Source organism: Methylocella sp. (assembly GCA_037200525.1).
In the GTDB taxonomy this organism is placed as follows: Bacteria; Pseudomonadota; Alphaproteobacteria; order Rhizobiales; family Beijerinckiaceae; genus Methylocapsa.
Map to the genome: position 1 here is coordinate 4,525,586 of JBBCGG010000001.1, position 17,894 is coordinate 4,543,479.

The 17,894-nt window shown below is 59.9% G+C and carries 14 protein-coding genes; 1 reads left to right on the forward strand and 13 read right to left on the reverse strand.

Features of this window, described 5'->3' with window-relative positions; genetic code table 11:
• Positions 1 to 6: 6 nt before the first annotated feature.
• The 6 genes from WDN46_22275 to hemC all read right to left on the reverse strand — a co-directional run bounded on the left by WDN46_22275 (position 7) and on the right by hemC (position 5,592).
• Positions 7 to 852 (reverse strand): ABC transporter permease, encoded by an 846-nt coding sequence (locus WDN46_22275; GenBank protein MEJ0096035.1) that lies wholly within the window; start codon positions 850 to 852, stop codon positions 7 to 9.
• The gene (locus WDN46_22280; GenBank protein ID MEJ0096036.1) at positions 849 to 1,643 is read right to left on the reverse strand and encodes an ABC transporter ATP-binding protein; all 795 of its coding nucleotides are present in this window, start codon (positions 1,641 to 1,643) and stop codon (positions 849 to 851) included. The genes WDN46_22275 and WDN46_22280 overlap by 4 nt, the downstream gene beginning before the upstream one ends.
• Positions 1,640 to 2,638, reverse strand: coding sequence for a YVTN family beta-propeller repeat protein (locus WDN46_22285; protein ID MEJ0096037.1), 999 nt, complete (start codon positions 2,636 to 2,638; stop codon positions 1,640 to 1,642). Before WDN46_22285 ends, WDN46_22280 begins: the two co-directional genes overlap by 4 nt.
• Entirely contained in the window at positions 2,623 to 3,792 is a 1,170-nt protein-coding gene (locus tag WDN46_22290) for an ABC transporter substrate-binding protein (protein ID MEJ0096038.1), read from the reverse strand. Before WDN46_22290 ends, WDN46_22285 begins: the two co-directional genes overlap by 16 nt.
• Before the next feature lie 81 nt (positions 3,793 to 3,873).
• Complete coding sequence (locus WDN46_22295) at positions 3,874 to 4,638, reverse strand: uroporphyrinogen-III synthase (protein MEJ0096039.1); 765 nt, start codon at positions 4,636 to 4,638, stop codon at positions 3,874 to 3,876.
• 6 nt (positions 4,639 to 4,644) lie between these two features.
• Positions 4,645 to 5,592 carry a hydroxymethylbilane synthase gene (gene hemC / locus WDN46_22300; protein ID MEJ0096040.1) on the reverse strand — a complete coding sequence of 316 codons (948 nt, stop codon included), beginning with the start codon at positions 5,590 to 5,592 and terminating at the stop codon, positions 4,645 to 4,647.
• A gap of 160 nt (positions 5,593 to 5,752) precedes the next feature.
• Here hemC and tsaD point away from each other — a divergent pair, with 160 nt between their 5' ends.
• Positions 5,753 to 6,811 (forward strand): tRNA (adenosine(37)-N6)-threonylcarbamoyltransferase complex transferase subunit TsaD, encoded by a 1,059-nt coding sequence (tsaD, locus tag WDN46_22305; GenBank protein MEJ0096041.1) that lies wholly within the window; start codon positions 5,753 to 5,755, stop codon positions 6,809 to 6,811.
• 1 nt (position 6,812) lies between these two features.
• Here the strand turns inward: tsaD and ruvA are convergent, their stop codons facing one another.
• From ruvA to WDN46_22340, 7 genes are all read right to left on the reverse strand, one after another.
• Positions 6,813 to 7,439 (reverse strand): Holliday junction branch migration protein RuvA, encoded by a 627-nt coding sequence (ruvA, locus tag WDN46_22310; GenBank protein ID MEJ0096042.1) that lies wholly within the window; start codon positions 7,437 to 7,439, stop codon positions 6,813 to 6,815.
• Complete coding sequence (gene ruvC / locus WDN46_22315) at positions 7,436 to 7,957, reverse strand: crossover junction endodeoxyribonuclease RuvC (protein ID MEJ0096043.1); 522 nt, start codon at positions 7,955 to 7,957, stop codon at positions 7,436 to 7,438. The genes ruvA and ruvC overlap by 4 nt, the downstream gene beginning before the upstream one ends.
• A gap of 75 nt (positions 7,958 to 8,032) precedes the next feature.
• Positions 8,033 to 9,559, reverse strand: a complete 1,527-nt coding sequence (gene dnaA, locus WDN46_22320; protein ID MEJ0096044.1) for a chromosomal replication initiator protein DnaA — start codon at positions 9,557 to 9,559, stop codon at positions 8,033 to 8,035.
• A gap of 941 nt (positions 9,560 to 10,500) precedes the next feature.
• Positions 10,501 to 10,767, reverse strand: coding sequence for a 30S ribosomal protein S20 (gene rpsT, locus WDN46_22325; GenBank protein ID MEJ0096045.1), 267 nt, complete (start codon positions 10,765 to 10,767; stop codon positions 10,501 to 10,503).
• Between the two features lie 145 nt (positions 10,768 to 10,912).
• On the reverse strand, positions 10,913 to 14,188 hold the full coding sequence (treS, locus tag WDN46_22330; protein ID MEJ0096046.1) for a maltose alpha-D-glucosyltransferase: 3,276 nt from the start codon (positions 14,186 to 14,188) through the stop codon (positions 10,913 to 10,915).
• Positions 14,189 to 14,555: 367 nt separating this feature from the next.
• Entirely contained in the window at positions 14,556 to 16,106 is a 1,551-nt protein-coding gene (gene otsA / locus WDN46_22335) for an alpha,alpha-trehalose-phosphate synthase (UDP-forming) (GenBank protein MEJ0096047.1), read from the reverse strand.
• Positions 16,107 to 16,272: 166 nt separating this feature from the next.
• Positions 16,273 to 17,889: an ABC transporter ATP-binding protein gene (locus WDN46_22340; protein MEJ0096048.1), complete on the reverse strand. Its 1,617-nt coding sequence runs from the start codon at positions 17,887 to 17,889 to the stop codon at positions 16,273 to 16,275.
• Positions 17,890 to 17,894 lie beyond the last annotated feature (5 nt).

The following is a 17,894-nucleotide window of genomic DNA, read 5'->3' on the forward strand; positions in this document are numbered from 1 at the left end:
CGCGTACTACCCCTCGCGCCGCATTAACATGCCGCGCGAGGGATCATATGCGATGATCGCGGCGGCGAGGAATACGATCGTCGCGCCGAGCACGACCGCCAACGCTAAGGGGTTGATCTGGCCGTAAAAGGCGAAGCGAATCAGCTCCACGGCGTGAGTGAATGGATTGATCTCGCAAACGAATGCGAGCCACGGGCTGCCCTCCCTGACGCGCCAAAGCGGATAGAGCGCGCTTGAGGCAAAAAACATCGGGAAAATGACGAAGTTCATCACCCCCGCGAAATTTTCTAACTGCTTGATCAGCGACGACAAAAGCATGCCGAAAGCGCCGAACATCAGCCCTGATAGAATAAGCGCCGGCAGGATGGTGACATAGCCCCAAAGCGTCGGCGGCTCGATCTCCCAAAAATAGGCGACCAGCAAAAACGCATACACTTGCAGGATCGAGACCGACGTCCCGGCGATCAGTTTCGAGGTCAGCAGGAACGCGCGCGGCAAAGGGCTCACCAGCAACGTCCGCATATTTCCCATCTCGCGGTCATAGACCATGGAGAGCGAGGATTGCATTCCGTTGAAAAGCTGGATCATCGCGATGAGTCCAGGCGTGATGTAAACATCATACAGCACATAAGTGTCATAGGGCGGGATGATTGACACGCCGAGGACCGAGCGAAAACCCGCCGCGAAAATAAACAGCCAGACGAGCGGCCGCACCAACGCCGAAACAAAGCGCTCGCGCTGATGCAAAAAGCGCAGAGCCTCGCGCCAAACAATGCCTTTGAGGCAGATGGCGTACTGGAGAAGGCTGAACCCTCTGGTGAGGGGCTCTGCGGATAAATCCTGAGCGCTCATTTCGATTCGGCCTCTAGCCGATCTGCGCCGGTCAATGCGTTGAAGGCGGCTCCCATGTCGGCGGCTCCGGCGCGCGCCGCGACTTCTGCGACATTGCCTTTGTCGAGCAGCCGGCCGCGATGCAAGACGACGACATCATCGCCGGGCTCGACTTCATCGATGAGATGCGTCGCCCACAGCACGCCGATTCTCTCCCGCTCGACCAAGCCGCGCACATGAGACAGAATCTCCGCGCGGGCCTTGACGTCGAGCCCAACGGTCGCCTCATCAAGCAACAACATGCGGGGACGATGCAGAAGCGCGCGGGCAATCTCGACGCGGCGCATCTGGCCGCCAGACAGCGCACGCACTTTCTCGCGCACGCGATCCTGCATGTCGACCTGCGTCAGAACAATCTTGGATCGCGCTTTGGTCTCGGCTGCGCCAATGCCATGCAGCGCCGCATGATACATAAGATTTTGCTCCACCGAGAGATCAAGGTCGAGCGTCCGCGCCTGAAACACAACGCCAAGCCGGCGCAATGCCTCGCCTGGCGTACGAACGACATCCCAGCCGAAAATTGAGATCGCGCCGGAGCGCACGCCATAGAGCCGCGTAATCAGGGAAAACAGCGTGCTCTTGCCCGCGCCATTGAGGCCGAGCAAAACAGTGAAGCTTGCCGGCTTGACGCTGAAGGAGACGTCATCGAGCGCTTTGCGCTTGCCGTAATTATGGCTGACGCCGACGACATCGAGTGCGGCGGCTCCGTTTTGCTCGCTCGCCGTCGGCGTCTTTGGCGCGATGGAAATCATTGCGCGGAGATCGCAACGCCCCAAGGGAATGATCCGACCGGAATCGATTTCACGACCTTGAGACTGGCGACGTCGATGACCGAAACATCATTCGAGACGCCGTTGGTGGTGTAGAGATATTTGAAATCCGGCGTAAAGGCCAATTGCCAAACGCGTTGCCCGACGAGGAGGTATTTTTCGACCTTTCTGGTCGCGACATCGATCACAGCGACGCGATTGGCGGGGCCAAGCGCCACGAAGGCCCTCGCCCCGTCGGGGCTAAATCTGATGCCGACCGGCTGCACGGCTTCTTTTACAAGGCCTGGAATTTCGAAGGAAATTTTCTGAAGCACCTTGGGATTGGCGGCGTCGATCACGCTGACCGTGCCGCCAACTTCAGACGATACCCACAATTCCTTGCCATCCGGCGTAAACTGCGCCGAGCGCGGCCGCGCATCGACAAGAACATTGGCGAAAATCTTGCGAGTCGCCGTGTCGATCAGATGCGCCATATTCGTCGTTTCAGACGTATTGACCAGCACTTTGCCATCGGGGCTCAGCGCCATTCCTTCCGGCTCGACGCCGACCGGGATTTCCTCGATCGTTTTCCGCGTCGAGAGATCGATCACCGACACGAGATTGTCGTTCTCGTTAGATGTGTAGAGAAGCTTTCCGTCCGGGCTGAGAATGAGCAACTCGGGATCGGGCCCCGACTGCAGATCGCCGACGACTGTCAAAGTCTTGGTGTCAAGAATCTGGATCGTATCGTCATCGCCCGCGCAAATGTACAGTTGGCCGCCATCCTTGCTAAGGACGATGCCGCGCGGGCGCTGGCCGACGGCCACTGTCTTGGTGACGACCAGTTTGTCGGTATCGATGACCGAGATCGAATTGCCTTTTTCGTTAGAAACATAGGCCGTGCCGGCGACCGTCGGCGAGCTTGCGGCGAGGGTCAGCGCGCCAAGCGCAACCAAAAAAACTGCTCCAAGGCTTCGGAAGATCATTGCAGTTTGCATTTTGTCTCCGGTTGATCGAAGCCCAAGGTATCCAGCTCGGAGGTTTGATGCAAAAAGCCTTCTTGCGGCGAAACCGAGACGATCATGCGACCGTCTCCGAGCAGAATAGGTTGGCGCAACTGCTGATTCCAACGCCGCACGGTCTGCTTCTGGCCTTTGAACGCGGCGATGGAAAAATCCGGGCCGATAATATACTCGCGCAGAGTTTTTGGGTCGCCCGAACCTGTGCGGTTAACCGCCTCGCCGATCATGCGCATCGCGACCCAGGCTTGATTGTCGCGCTGGTTCATGCGCCGCGATGCGAGCTTGAAGAACCTGTTCTGCAACTGAAAGGCGCCCCATTGCTCGTGGCTGCCGTCCCAGCTCAACGGCTCAAGCCCCGCCGAGCCTGCGACCGGACGCGGATCAAACGTGCGATAGGGAAGATAATTGGCGAAAACCTCAGACTCGTCGGCCGCGAGGAGCACGTCATAGGCCGGCGCGCTTTGCGTCGCGGCGGGGATCAGCCTTTGCGTCTGCACGCTGCCAGAGTCGGAGCGCCGTCCGCCGCCGGTATCCTCATAGGTCCGCTCCTCGACAATCTTGCCGCCGAATTTTTTCGCCGAGCGCCGCAAAGCCTCGGCGAAAAGCTCGTCCTGCGGATGCGAGCCCCTGATCATGAACCAGCGCCGCCATTGCTTCCAGATGAGATATTGGGCGAGACCGTCGGCGAGCATTGAATAGGTCGGCGCGACGTGAATGACGTCGGCGCGGCAATTTTCCTCGCGTAGCGAATCTTCCTGCGCGCTGACGTTAAAGAGCAACACGCCTTTGTCTTTTGCCGCGTCCGCGAGGGCCAGCACGTCCGCCGCCGGAAGATCGACGAGCACGAGGCCAACGCCTTTGGCCTCAAGGCTCTCGAGCGCTTTGACCGGATCATCGCCGGCCTTCAGCCGAACGTCCTCGATCTCGAATGTCTGACCTAAAAACTTTCCGGTCGTATTATTGTCTTCGATAGCGAGCTTCGCGCCCGCCAATCCGTCATCGGCGGCGGGTATATCGAGAATTGAGATGGTCTCATGCAAATGCGGCGCGCAGATATAGCCGACCTTGACGTCGACGGCCGCGCGGGCGGGAGCCGAGATAAGCGACGCCGCAAAGGCTGCGGCAAGCAAACCCGCACGGAGTCCTTGCTTCAAAATTATGCTCTTACGTTCAAAACCATGCTCTCATGATGGTCCCTAGCAACGCTCTAATCAAGGCTTCGATGGAGACGTCGAGCGGCGTTGCGGCGAAAACAATGCCGCCCCGAGGGAGCCAACCAGCGCGAGCATCGCAGCTTCGTTCGGCTGCTCGGCGACATGAACGGCGTCGATTCCGGCATCCTTTAGCGGCTGCGCCGCATCCGATGAAATGGCGATGTGGGTGAGGCTCGCGACGTCGAGGCCGGCTTCATGCGCAAGATCGAGGAAGATCTCCGCGCTCCGCCGGGAAAAATGCAAGACTGCGCCGATCTGGCCCCCTTCGATAAGGGCCGCGGCTTCCTCATCCAAGGCTTCCGCGCGCTGCGCCGCATAGACTTCAATCGTTTCAACCACATGTCCAGCCCTCGCGAGCTCGGTTTCAAGGTCTGGCTTGCGGTCGCGTCCGGCGAGGTAAACGAGGCGAGAGGGCGAAGCGAGGCCCGTGCAGACGCTGACGGCGAGCGATTTGGCGTCGAAGGCGATCATCGCGCGGCCCTCAAAGCCGCGTTCGCGCGCCGCCTGTTGCGTCCGCGCCCCAACGACATGCAGAGGCAGCAGGCGGCGCGCCTCCGGCGACGGCCAGTCGGGCGAATCGGAAAACAACTCGAAGGCATGGGCGCTGCTCGCCAGCACGCCGTCAACCACGCCATCTGGCCATTGCGCTCCGGTCGGCACCATCTCGAGAACGGGGGACAAAATTGCGTGATGACCTATGGCGTTGAGCTTAGTCGCCGTGCGCATGGCTTCGTCCATAGCGCGTGTGAGCAACACCAGCATATCGGTCTAATCCTTGAAAAGGTCGGCTGGGATGCGGGCGAGAAGGTCGCGCCCGGCAGCCTCGCCGATCGCCGCCGCCTCGTCCGGCCGCCCGCTCGAGCGCGTCTCGAAAAACTGCGAGCCGTCCGGCCGTAACACAATAGCGTGAAGTTGGAGATCGCCGCCCACAAGGCGAGCGTTCGCGCCGATTGGCGTTTTGCATGAACCGTCGAGGACATGAAGCAAAGACCGCTCGGCGGCTAGCGCAAGCCCTGTCGCGTGATCGAGAATTGGCGCGAGAGCGGCCTGCGCCGCAAGATCCGACGCGCGAGCGGTGATGGCGATGGCTCCCTGCCCCGCCGCTGGAACGAATTCGTCAACGTCGAGCAGCGCGCTGGCTTTCGCTTCAAGACCAAGCCGTCTCAGCCCTGCAAGCGCCAGCAAAGTCGCGTCGACCTCCCCCGCCGCGAGTTTCGCCAGCCGCGTCTGCACATTGCCGCGCAGCAGCACGACGGAGAGATCAGGGCGCAGGCGCCGCACCATCGCGCTGCGGCGCAGCGAAGCCGTGCCGACGACGCTACCGGGAGCAAGGCCCCGCGGATGCGCGGCGCGCGGCGAAATCCATGCATCGCGGACATCCTCGCGCGGAAGGTAGCCGAGAATGACTATGTCCTCCGGCAGCAACGTGGGCAGGTCCTTGGCCGAATGCACGGCGATTGTCACTTCGCCGCGAATCAGGGCGAGATCAAGTTCTTTGGTGAATAGCCCCTTGCCGCCGGCTTCGCTGAGCGGCCGATCCGCAATGGCGTCGCCGCTGGTCTTGATCGTCACGATCTCCATCGAGTCCGCCGCGATCTGATGCGCAAGGGCGAGACGATTTCTCAGTTCATGCGCCTGCGCCAGCGCCAGGGGGCTTCCCCTTGTTCCGATTTTGAGCTTTGGCGCGAATGCGGGTGGAGCGCTTGAAGGAAGGATCGGCAGATTTCCTTAATGGACCAGTTGGTTCTATAGGATGAAGGCTAGCTTGGCCGAAGTTTTACGCCAATTTGGCTCCCGGAGCCGATAGGATTAGACCATTTTGCCGCGCCCGTAATGGCAAAAATGCGCGGGGCGGCAAAAGCATTGAAGGATGGCCATGCGCGTTCTCGGCATTGAAACCACGTGCGACGAAACCGCCGCCGCCGTCGTGCGTCTGCAGCCGGGAGGCGCCGGTGAAATTCTCTCGAATGAGGTGATGAGTCAAATCGCGGAACACGCCGCCTATGGCGGCGTCGTGCCGGAGATAGCGGCCAGGGCGCATATAGAAGTGCTCGACCGGCTGATCCTGCGCGCGCTCGACCGCGCCGGGGTCAAACTCGCCGATCTCGACGGCGTCGCGGCGGCGGCCGGCCCCGGCCTCGTCGGCGGCGTCATCGTCGGCCTGACCACGGCCAAGGCGCTGGCTTTGGCCAGCCGCAAGCCGTTCATTGCGGTCAATCATCTCGAAGCCCATGCCCTGACCGCGCGTTTGACCGACGAGCTGGAATTTCCCTATCTGCTGCTTCTCGTCTCGGGGGGCCACACCCAACTCGTCGCGGTCAAAGGGGTCGGCGATTATCTCCGGCTCGGCTCGACCGTCGATGACGCCGTCGGGGAGGCCTTCGATAAAGTCGCCAAAATGCTTGGCCTGCCCTATCCCGGCGGACCCCAGGTGGAGATATTCGCCGCGCAAGGCGACCCGACGCGGTTTGACTTTCCGCGTCCCATGCTCGGCAGGGCGAAGCCGGATTTTTCGCTATCAGGTCTCAAGACGGCGGTCCGACTCGAGGCGCAGCGCATTCTCGCGCCAAGCCAGACCGATATCGCCGATCTTTGCGCCTCGTTCCAGGCCGCCGTCGTCGATACGGTCATCGATCGCTCGCGCGCCGGCCTGCGGCTATTTCGCGAAACGGTTGGCCAATCCAACGCCATGGTCGTCGCTGGCGGCGTCGGCGCAAACGGGGCTATCCGCCGGGCGTTGATGCGATTTTGCGGCGAAAGCGGTCTGCGCCTCGTTCTGCCGCCGCCGCATCTTTGCACCGATAATGGCGCGATGATCGCCTGGGCCGGCATTGAGAGGCTCTCCCTCGGGCTCGTCGACGACATGACCTTCGCCGCCAAGCCGCGCTGGCCGCTGGACAACAACGCCGAAGCCGCCCATCACGGCAAAGCCTAGGTCATGGCGTCTGCTGCGCCAGTTCTTTGAGGCCGCGCCTGATCAGATCGGCTGCGGGCGCGTCTTCTCCGAGCGCCTTGATCGAAGCCGCCACCGCGACCGCTGCCTGCGAGCGGCCGTAGCCGAGATTGACAAGGGCGGAAACGGCGTCATTGGCGGCGGGGGGAGCGAGTTGGCCGCCGTCAGGGGCGCCCCGTTGCGCAAATGAAAGATCGGCGGCGCCATAGACGGGCGCCTTGTCCTTCAATTCCGCCGCGATGCGGGCCGCAAGCTTCGGTCCGACGCCAACAGCCTGGGCGAAAGCGGCCTTGTCCTGGCAGGCGATGGCGGTCGTCAATTCGGTCGGACTGAGGATGCTTTGCACCGCGAGCGCAACCTTCGCGCCGACGCCTTGCACGGATTGCAGCAGCCGAAACCAATCGCGCTCAACGTTCGAGGAAAAGCCAAACAGCCGGATGGAATCTTCCCGCACCTGCGTTTCGATGGCGAGCGTCGCGGCCTCGCCCGGCCGAGGCAAGGACTGCAAAGTGCGGGCGGAGCAATGCACGACATAGCCGACGCCGTGGACATCGAGGACCACGAAATCATCGCCATGCGAATCGATGACGCCTTTGAGTTTGCCGATCATCGCGCCGAAAGCTCCACGGACCTCGCCAAGGCGCGGCTTATGCGAAGCTGCGCATGAGTGATCGCCACCGCAAGCGCATCGGCCGCGTCGGCGCTTTTAACGTCGCTCTTCGGCAGCAAATGTTTGACCATCATTGCAATCTGCGTTTTTTCCGCATGGCCACTGCCGACGACGGTCTTTTTGATGAGATTGGCGGCATATTCGGCGACCGGCAGGCCGACGAGCCCCGGCACGACCAATGCGATGCCGCGCGCCTGGCCGAGCTTCAACGCCGATTGCGGATCGCAATTGACGAAGGTCTCCTCGACCGCCGCCTCCATCGGCGCGAGATCCAGGATGACCGCGCGCAAGCCTTCATGCAGTTCGCAAAGTCGCTGCGCCAAGGTCGCTTTGACGCTGGACTGAACGCGGCCGCTGGCGATGTAAACGAGCCGCGAGCCGGAGACGTCAATGACTCCCCAACCCAAGTTGCGGAGACCAGGGTCAATGCCAATGATGCGAATCGCTACTGAACTCATCGGCCGAGTCTAGAGCATTTTCGGCCGCATCCAACCCTGCTGTCCGCAGAGTTCGCAATTTTGCGGTCGCGCTCGCTACTCCATCAACATGCGCTTCAACAGCTCGATCTCTTCCGACAATGCTCCATCGCTGGTCGCCAGGGCGTCAATCTTACGCACGGCGTGAAGCACCGTCGTATGATCGCGTCCACCAAAGCGTCGACCGATCTCCGGCAAAGACCGCAAAGTCAGCGTTTTGGAGAGATACATGGCGATCTGGCGCGGACGGACCACATTGGCGGTTCGACGCGAGGAAAGAATGTCAGCGCGGCTGACGTTGAAATGGCTCGCGACCAGTTTTTGAATATCCTCGATCTTGACCCGTTTGGGCTCGTGCGCGCGCACCAGATCCCTGATCGCAAGTTCAGCGACCTCCACTCCAAGCGGAGCCCCATTCAATGATGCATGCGCAAGCAGCCGATTGACGGCTCCATCAAGGTCGCGGCCATTGGTCTGAATAACGCTGGCCACATAGGCCGTGACCGCGGGCGGGACTTCGAAATTGGGATGCACATGTTTGGCCGCTGCAATGCGTCCTTCCAGAATCTTGAGTCGCAGCGCTTCGTCAAGCGATCCCATTTCGACGCAAAGCCCACCCGCCAGACGCGAGCGAACTCTTTCGTCGAGGCTGTCGAGGTCGCTTGGGGGACGATCGGCGGCGATGATTATCTGCCGCCGAGCGTCAATCAAAGCGTTCAAGGTATGGCAGAACTCTTGCTGGATCGATTTGCCTTGCAGGAATTGGATGTCGTCGATGACGAGGACATCAATGCCTCGGAGCTTTTCCTTGAAGGCGATCGCCGTTTGCGCCTTGAGGGCGGAGACGAACCCATACATGAAACGCTCCGCGGTCAGATAGATGACGCGCCGCGTCGCCGAGGCCGTATGAGCGACAGCCTGCAGAAGATGCGTCTTTCCCAATCCCACCGAGGCATGCAGGTAGAGCGGATTATAAAGAAGCGGCTCATCAGCCGCCGCGAAAGCGACGCGCTGCGCAGCCGCATAAGCTAGCTGATTGGACCGGCCGACCAAAAAATTCGAGAAATTCAGACGGCCATCGAGCGGCGAACCGGCGATGACGTCGGTCTCGCCGAGATCTGCCGACAATTTGGCGCCGGGCTCGCGCGATCGTTGCGCGGCTAAGAATTTTGCGGCTTGCGGAACGGCGTGCGCGGAGCCGTTTCTCGCATCGCCTTGATCGCGTTGCGAAGATGCGCCGCCTGCCGCGAAATCGCCATTGGCGCTCGCAAGGCCCGTTGCGGCGCGCGTCGAAGATCGAACGCTGACCGATAGGCGCTTTATGTCAGGGAACTCGGCTGAGAGCGCCGGCAGAATCTTTTCCGCGTAATGCGATTGAATCCAGCTCTTCAGGAACTTCGTCGGCACCGAGAGATAGGCGTTCGCGCCTGTCACGGCATCGAGTTCGAGACGGCCGAACCAGGATGAAAAAACATCGTCGCCGAGTTCGCCTCGCAGGCGCCGGCAGATCCGCATCCAAGCTTCTTCCTTGGTTGCGCCATTTTGTGGGGAGGTCATCTCAACCCGGTCTCGAGGCTTGTTCATTTGCGCGCGCCAATCCAGCATCGGTTTTCTTCCGAAAATCGAGATAAAGAAAATGCCCCGCATTGGCTTGCGGCGCCAAAAAGGTTGTTAAATTGCGAAGGGATAACCGCGAAACTTATTCGCGAAACCGACGGCGACGCCGCGTTGGAGTCCTGAGCGCTTTTTTATCAAGGCTGGACTGCGAGTCTAGCGATCGACACAAGGGCTGAAGCTGATGTTGGAGAAGCAGATTCACGACCACGTAACCCCCCTCGCGTCGTAACGTATATAGCGCACTTTTACTTCCGAAACCAAAATAAACTTTCAGACTAACTCCAGAAAAAACCCGATGCCGAGGTCTCCGGTCTTAAAATAGCAAAGTCTTTCTGAGCGAAGCGCGCATGTGACCTTATACAACGATGTATAACCCAATTCAGCATAAGAAACCCCTACGCTTCCACGCGCCCTGCAAAAGAACAAGCCGGAGAACGCATCGGGGATATGCATTCAGCTCTTGGGCTGGTGCGTCCCCACCGCAGTAAGACCTTAGCATAGGCTAGAGGCTCCGCAAGGCGTCGTTCGCCAAAAAAATTTGTGTCAGCGCCGCCCGTTTGCGCCGGTCTTTCACGATGCCGGCATTTTGGTTCAACTAAAGGCCTGATTCTGCGTCGGTCCATCGCTCAGCAAAGAGATCGAACCTTAACGTCGCGACCATCAACAAAGAGTCAAAAAACTGTCGTGAATTACGAGGAATACTCCCGCGCCATGCCCCGTCCGGGTCAAAAGTCCGGCCTTTAGCCGCAAGCTATTGGAATGCATGGAAAATAGATGTGCGGCGGAAAATCAATGTCGTGCAGGCAACTTGTCGAGCGCATAGCGTTTTGATTGGTCACTAAAAAGTAGAAGCCCAGCTTACGCTGGGCTTCTACATAAATAGGAAACGCATTCGTCAAGCGGGATTTTTATTTTCCCAAAGCATTGACGCGCGCAGTCAGCCGCGAGACTTTCCTCGACGCAGTATTCTTATGGACGATTCCTTTTTGAGCTGCACGCATTACGAGCGGCTCAGCGGCGCGCAGAGCTGTGAACGCCGCCTGCGCATCGCCCGATGCAATCGCCTCTTCAACCTTACGCACGTAAGTGCGCATCTGGCTGCGGCGCGATTTGTTGATCTCAGTGCGACGCTCGATCTGACGGACGGCCTTCTTGGCCGAAAGTGTATTCGCCATTAAAAATTTCCTGGACGGGGCCAACTAACAGCAACGTCGCCGAAAAAGGCGAGCAGCAGGTGGCCGGTAAGCAGTGCTTATAATCATGAACGTTGCGGCCCGTCAACGCCGAAGGCGCGATAAGCGCTTCGCCGCAGCGCAGCGCTCACGCTTCGCCGGCCTCCTGCCTGCTCTTCGCCGCGCGATCCAAAACACCGTTGATGCATTCCACCGGAATTTCGATCCAGTCCGGCTGGCGGCTCGCCTCGCAGTTGATTTCCTGGAACGCCTTGGCGAGCAGGTAGAGGCGGAGCAGCCGCCGCCGCGTCGCCTCGTCCTCGATCCAGATCGAGCTACCCCGCGTCGCCTCCATATAGGCCTCAATAAAAATCTCTGAAAACTCAATAAGCTGCTCGCTCAATCTGGTCGCCGCCATCAAAGGGTCCGGCACCAGTTTCGCTATGCCCCGTTTAGCTGCGGCGACAACGTAAGCGAAAGACCGCAGCATACTCGCAACATCGCGCAAAGGCGAGGTTTTGCTGCGCATTTGCTCGAACGAATCGGCTGGGCCGCCTTCAAAGCCGACAATAATGACGTCATCCTTGACGACGAGCGCTCGGCCAAGATGATAATCGCCATGAATGCGGATTTTGATCGCGCCCTCCGGCTCCTGCGCCAGGCTGCGAATCAAATGGAAACATTCGCCGCGCCGAGCAAGCAGCCGGTTGATCCCCGCTCGCGCTTCATCGCCCGCCGTCTCCGCGACGGCGAGCAGCCGCGCAAAAGCGCGTTCCGCAGCGTCTTCGGTTTCCGCGACGCTCTGCCGCATATCTGCAAGGGTTAAGGTCTCCGCCTGGAAGGCGGCGTCATCCGTCGGGGTCGCCAGCGCCTGATGCATTTGCGCCGTGCGCAGCCCCAGCCTCTGCATATGCGGCACATATGTCGAGAAACTTGCGGGGGCCGTATGATCCGTCTCAGCGGGCGTCATCGCCAGCGCCTCGAGAGTGCGCTTCAAGGCTTCCAGCGTCCAGGTCCAGGCGTCGCCCTGACAACGCACGAAAGTCTGCAGCACCGCCAGCGTCGCGCGACTTCCTCCGGCGTCGATATGCTCCACAACGCCGAGCAAGGGCGGCGTATTGGCGAATTGCGCTGCCTCGGTCAGAAACCGCTTGATCTCGACTTCCGGATGCTCGCCAGCCTGCAAACGGCGATAGATCTTAAGCGCCATGCGGCTGCCGAGAACGATCGTCGAATTGCGCTGTTCGACCTCGAGTGGATGCACATCGGCGGAGTCGATTTCCGGCTCGTCTTCCAGCCGGAGCGCAGGCGCAAAAACAATTCTGCCGCCTTGGGCGCTTTCAATCTGAAGGCCGCGCCGAAGAGCCGCGAGCATGGCGGCGCCAAACGGCGGGCATCCGTCGACGTCATAAAGCACGCCCATCTGCGCGGCGCGGCGCAGCGTCGCCACGGCGACAGCAACTGCCGGCGGCCCCTCGCGCTCGTGCTCGGCTGCAAAAGGCGTGAAGTAAGTTTCGACTCGGCCTCCGGCGAGATTGACCTCGAGCATCGGCAGAACGAATCGGCCGCTCTGGCCGTCGCGAAGCACGGCGAAATCTTTCACCGACACGCTGTGGATGGGCGTTCCCTGGGCGTGGAACCAGCGTCGCGAGGTCAGAAATCGCGGCGCGATGTTTCTCTCGAAGGCAGTCAGCTCGCGTCCCGACAAAATGGTTTCGAGCTTGCCGGTGGCGACGAGAGTGAACAGCTCCGGCACAAACTGCGGGCCTTGATTGTCGACATCGACTGTTTCCAGCCTGAACCAGAAGAAACCATAGGCGGGCAAAGTCAAAAGATAGGGCAGCGCGCCGATGGGGGGAAACAGGCTGCCCGCGGTCAGCTCCACCGGAACGGCGTCTTTGAACTCGCCGAGGTCGAGTTCGACCGCTTGGGGCGCCCGCGACACATTGACGACGCAAAGGATGCGCTCCGACTCGGTCTCGCGCAAATACGCCAAGACCTTTCGGTTCGAAGGATAAAGAAAGCGGAGGCCGCCGCGTCCAAACGCGAGATGCGATCGGCGCACGGCGATCATGCGCCGCATCCAGGTTAGTAGGCTCGATGGGCTGGCGAGTTGAGCCTCGACATTGACGGCGCTGAAGCCGTAGACCGGGTCCTGGATCGCCGGCAGGAAAAGCTTCGCCGGATCGGCGCGGCTGAAGCCGCCATTGCGGTCAACCGACCATTGCATGGGCGTGCGCACGCCGTCGCGATCGCCAAGATATATATTGTCGCCCATGCCGATCTCGTCGCCGTAGTAAACGACCGGCGTCCCAGGCATGGAAAACAGCAGCGAGTTCAGGAGCTCGATTTTGCGCCGGTCGTTTTCGAGCAGCGGCGCGAGACGGCGGCGGATGCCAAGGTTGATCCGCGCCCGCCGATCGGCGGCGTAGAACGACCAAAGGTAATCGCGCTCCTTATCGGATACCATCGCGAGCGTCATCTCGTCATGGTTGCGCAGAAAAATCGCCCATTGGCTGCCATCGGGAATCTCTGGCGTCTGGCGCATGATGTCTGTGATCGGGTGGCGATCCTCCTGCGCCAGCGCCATATAAATGCGCGGCATAAGAGGAAAATGGAACGCCATGTGGCATTCATCGCCCTCTCCGAAATAGCGCGCCGCCTCTTCCGGCCAGACATTGGCTTCGGCGAGCAGCATTCGATCTGGATAGTCGGCGTCGACCGCCGCGCGGATTTTCTTGATGATCGCGTGGGTCTCGGCAAGGTTTTCGCAGGCCGTGCCCTCGCGCTCGATCAGATATGGGATAGCATCGAGCCGCAGTCCGTCGACGCCCATGTCGAGCCAGAAACGCATGACGTCAAGCACTGCTTCGACGACGCGGGGATTGTCGAAGTTGAGGTCTGGCTGGTGGGCGTAGAAACGATGCCAGTAAAAGGCTTTGGCTTCGTTGTCATAGGTCCAGTTCGATTTCTCCGTGTCGAGGAAAATGATCGGCGCATCCCCATAGCCTTGATCACTGTCGGACCAGACATAAAAATTGCGGGCCGCCGAGCCCGGTTTTGCAGCGCGCGCGCGCTGGAACCAAGGGTGCTGATCCGAGGTGTGATTGATGACGAGTTCGGTGATGACGCGCAGGCCGCGCTCATGCGCCTCGCGCACGAAATGCTTGAAATCGCGCAGCGAACCATAGGCTGGATTGATGTCGCGATAGTTGGAGATGTCGTAACCGTCATCGCGCAACGGCGACGGATAGAAAGGCATCACCCAGATCGCGGTGGCTCCAAGCTCCTTGACATAATCGAGCTTTAGCGTGAGGCCGCGAAAATCGCCGATGCCGTCATTATCGCAATCGTAGAACGACTTTAAATGCAGTTGGTAAATGATAGCGTCGCGATACCAACGCACGTCATTGCGGTCGATCATGATGGAACTTTCCAGGGAACCGGCGGCGGGCTGATCCGTACTGACCCAATTGCGCAGGTCTAGCTCTTTCGCCCTTTCCGCTCAAATGCCCGGCAAGCGTCAAAGATGCAATTTGCTCAGATCGAAGCGAGCTAAAGTGATGAATGAACGGTCATAGAATGGAAACGCCAACCACCGCGCGTTATTTTCCAGCGTAATGCGAAGTTGTCGCTTGTCTTGCACGACCATCCGAAGCGATACCCGCGTCCAACTTTACAGCCCTGCTCAATATACGCGCAAGCCTGCTTAGGAAACATTCAATTTTGGGAGATTTCTTGGGGTCAGAGCATAATCGATTCAAGCCGAACCGATCACGCCCCTGTGAAATTCAATATCCCAAGCTGGTCCAAATCGGCGCTGCAGCTAGCCAGGGCTCTGCTTTTGCGATGACGCCGGATTTGATGACCGCGCCAGCTGGATGCATCGAACGCTCAAGCTCAACGCCTTCGCTCTCGCCGTTCAACATCTGAAGAAATCGGTTTGTCCAATTATCGATGCTGTTAGCGCGCAGCGCCGCGATCATGTCATTCCAACGGTCTTTGCGCTCCTCGAGAGACATGTCGAGCGCGCGGTCGATGGCGGCGGCGGTCGCCTCAATGTCATAAGGATTAACAATCAGGGCGCTCTTTAACTCCTGCGCGGCTCCGGCGAATTGCGATAAGATCAGCACTCCCGGATTTTCTGGTCGTTGCGCGGCGACATATTCCTTTGCAACCAGGTTCATGCCGTCCCGCAACGGGGTTACGAGCCCGACGCGAGCCATGCGATAGAGACCTGCGAGAGCCGGCTGGCTCATCGCCTTATTGACGTAGCGCACCGGCGTCCAATCGACATCGCCTAATCTGCCGTTGACTTGGCCTACCTGTTCGGCGACCTCGCACTGAATCTTCGCGTATTCTGGAACCTCCGAGCGAGATTTCGGCGTGATCTGCAATAGCGTCACGCGCGACTTTGTCGCTTGCGGCGAACGTTCGAGAAATGTGGAAAAGGCATCAATGCGGTTTTTTATGCCCTTCGAATAATCGAGCCGATCGACGCCGATGATCATGTCGCGGCCGTTGAGGCTTGCGAGCATTCGTTTAGCCACGGTGTTCTTTTCGGCGTGACGCGCTTCGAGAGCGAAAGCATCGGCGTCGATGCTGATCGGAAACGCATCGACCTGGAATCTACGGCCGTCGACCTCGCACCAATTCTCCTCGCAAATCCGTCCCGTGGCGGCTTGAACGAGGCAATCGCGGAAATTATCCCCATCTGAAGGAGTCTGAAAGCCGACGACGTCATAAGCGCTGAACGACCGCAGAATGCGAATGTAATTGGGAATAGCGGAGGCGATGTCTGGCCCAGGCCAGGGAATATGATGGAAATAGCCAATCCGGTTGGCGCAGCCCATCTGTCGCAGAAAGCTCGCCATCGGGATGAAATGGTAATCATGCACCCAGACGATGTCGTCCGGCCGCAACATCTTCGCCAGTCGACGGGCGAAAAATTCGTTTACGCGAAAATAACCCGCTGCGTCTCGCTCCGAGAGATTAGCGAGATCGAGGCGATAGTGGCAAATCGGCCAAAGCGCTCGATTGGCGAAGCCGTGATAATATTCCTCTATATCGCGGCGATTGAGATCTGAGACGGCAAAAGTAATCGGCCCGAAAGCCTGAATATGCTCGGGCGGCTCGACATCCGGCGAGATTTTACCTGACCAGCCGAACCAGATGCCTCCGCGCGAACGCAACGCGGCCTGGAGAGCCACCGCGAGCCCGCCAGCTGCAGGCGCTCCTGAAGACACGGGCATCGGCACGCGGTTGGATACAATAACTAGTCTAGCTTCTTCCCCACTGCAACTTACAGAGACGGGTTTGTAGAGGAGCTCGAGACTAACCATGGGCGCGATCATCTCCCTGTTCTAGACAGATCTTCGCCGTAGCAACGCCGGGGCCACGAAATCGTTGCATTGCGTCGGACACCTACTCTATTAACTACGCGTTCTTATCATTATTAAGGATAAACAATGGCAAAGGTGAGGCTCGAGCCAATCTCTTAGCTTACGCTCAGACCGCGCCGGCCTCCACCTTGATGTCGAAAGCCGCGGAAAACAGCGCGCGCGTATAGGCGGTCTTCGGCTGGTTCAAAAGCTCGGCTGCAGGCCCCGCCTCGACGACTTTGCCATGCCGCATCACGATGATCTCGCTAGCTAAGGCGCGAACCACTCTGAGGTCGTGACTGATGAAGAGATAGGCCAAGCCGCGACGTTTTTGTAGATCGCGCAGCAGATCGACGATTTGCGCCTGCACCGACATGTCGAGCGCTGAGGTCGGCTCGTCGAGGACTATGAATTTGGGTTCGAGAACGATCGCCCGCGCGATGGCGATCCGCTGCCTCTGGCCGCCGGAAAATTCGTGCGGGTAGCGGTCCATCACAGCGGGATCGAGGCCGGTGTCGCGCAAGGCCTGCGCGACGATGGCGCGTTTTTGCCCCGAAGACAGAGCTTTGTTCTGTACGCCAAGCCCTTCGGCGACAATATCGGCCACCGAAAGCCGCGGCGACAGCGAGCCAAAGGGGTCCTGAAACACGATCTGCATGTCGCGCCGGAGCGGTCGCAGCGCTTTGAAGCGCAGCCCGTCGATCCGCTGGCCGAGAAAGACGATCGGCCCCTTTGAGGAAATCAGCCGCAGCAGCGCCAGCCCGAGCGTAGTTTTCCCGGAGCCGGACTCTCCGACGACGCCGATCGTCTCGCCTTCACGGACCGTCAGCGCGACGCCGTCCACGGCCTTGACGAAGCCTATGGTCTTGCGAAAAAAACCTCGCTTGATCGGAAACCAGACCCGAATGTCTTCCGCGCTCAGAATGGGTTTTGCCGCGGCGTTGACTGTCGGCGGCAGTCCCTTGGGCTCGGCGGCGATCAGCGCCTGAGTATAGGGATGGCGCGGCGCGGCAAAAACCTTCACGACATCGCCGGCCTCCACGATTTTGCCCTTCTGCATCACCGCCACATCATCGGCGATTTTGCGAACGATGCTGAGATCATGCGTGATGAACAGCATCGCCATGCCGTGGCGGGCCTGCAATTGCTTCAGAAGATCGAGAATCTGCGCCTGCACGGTGACGTCGAGCGCGGTCGTCGGTTCATCGGCGATGAAAAGATCGGGCCGGTTGGCGAGCGCCATGGCGATCATCACGCGTTGCCGCTGGCCGCCTGACAATTGGTGCGGGAAAGCGCCGAGCCGTTCGCCGGAATCGGGGATTCCGACCTCCTCCAGAAGCTCGATGACCCGCGCGCGGATTCTATCCGCGCCCCGCGCGCCATGCAGTTCAAGAATTTCGCCGATCTGGCGCTGAATCGTGTGCAAGGGATTGAGCGAGGTCATCGGCTCCTGAAAGACCATGGTGATCTTGGCGCCGCGTATGGCGCGCAGGCGCGCCTCGCTGCAAGTCAGGAGATCCTCGCCGTTGAACAGCGCCTGCCCGCGCGGAGAAATCCCTGGGGGAAGCAGGCGCACGATCGAGAGCGCAGTCACGGATTTGCCGGAACCCGACTCGCCGACAAGCGCCAAGGTGCGGCCCCGCTCAAGCGTGAACGACACGCCGGCCACCGCAGGCGCCTCATCGTCGCCGTGACGAAAGGAAACGATAAGATCGCGAACGTCGAGGAGGGATGGCTCAGGCACTGGCG

What these genes read in the sequence shown, in the direction of transcription:
- WDN46_22275 (MEJ0096035.1), bottom strand. Translation starts at nt 852, where the DNA reads ATGAGCGCTCAGGATTTATCCGCAGAGCCCCTCACCAGAGGGTTCAGC.
- WDN46_22280 (MEJ0096036.1), bottom strand. Translation starts at nt 1,643, where the DNA reads ATGATTTCCATCGCGCCAAAGACGCCGACGGCGAGCGAGCAAAACGGA.
- WDN46_22285 (MEJ0096037.1), bottom strand. Translation starts at nt 2,638, where the DNA reads ATGCAAACTGCAATGATCTTCCGAAGCCTTGGAGCAGTTTTTTTGGTT.
- WDN46_22295 (MEJ0096039.1), bottom strand. Translation starts at nt 4,638, where the DNA reads ATGCTGGTGTTGCTCACACGCGCTATGGACGAAGCCATGCGCACGGCG.
- tsaD (MEJ0096041.1), top strand. Translation starts at nt 5,753, where the DNA reads ATGCGCGTTCTCGGCATTGAAACCACGTGCGACGAAACCGCCGCCGCC.
- ruvA (MEJ0096042.1), bottom strand. Translation starts at nt 7,439, where the DNA reads ATGATCGGCAAACTCAAAGGCGTCATCGATTCGCATGGCGATGATTTC.
- ruvC (MEJ0096043.1), bottom strand. Translation starts at nt 7,957, where the DNA reads ATGAGTTCAGTAGCGATTCGCATCATTGGCATTGACCCTGGTCTCCGC.
- dnaA (MEJ0096044.1), bottom strand. Translation starts at nt 9,559, where the DNA reads ATGAACAAGCCTCGAGACCGGGTTGAGATGACCTCCCCACAAAATGGC.
- rpsT (MEJ0096045.1), bottom strand. Translation starts at nt 10,767, where the DNA reads ATGGCGAATACACTTTCGGCCAAGAAGGCCGTCCGTCAGATCGAGCGT.
- treS (MEJ0096046.1), bottom strand. Translation starts at nt 14,188, where the DNA reads ATGATCGACCGCAATGACGTGCGTTGGTATCGCGACGCTATCATTTAC.
- otsA (MEJ0096047.1), bottom strand. Translation starts at nt 16,106, where the DNA reads ATGGTTAGTCTCGAGCTCCTCTACAAACCCGTCTCTGTAAGTTGCAGT.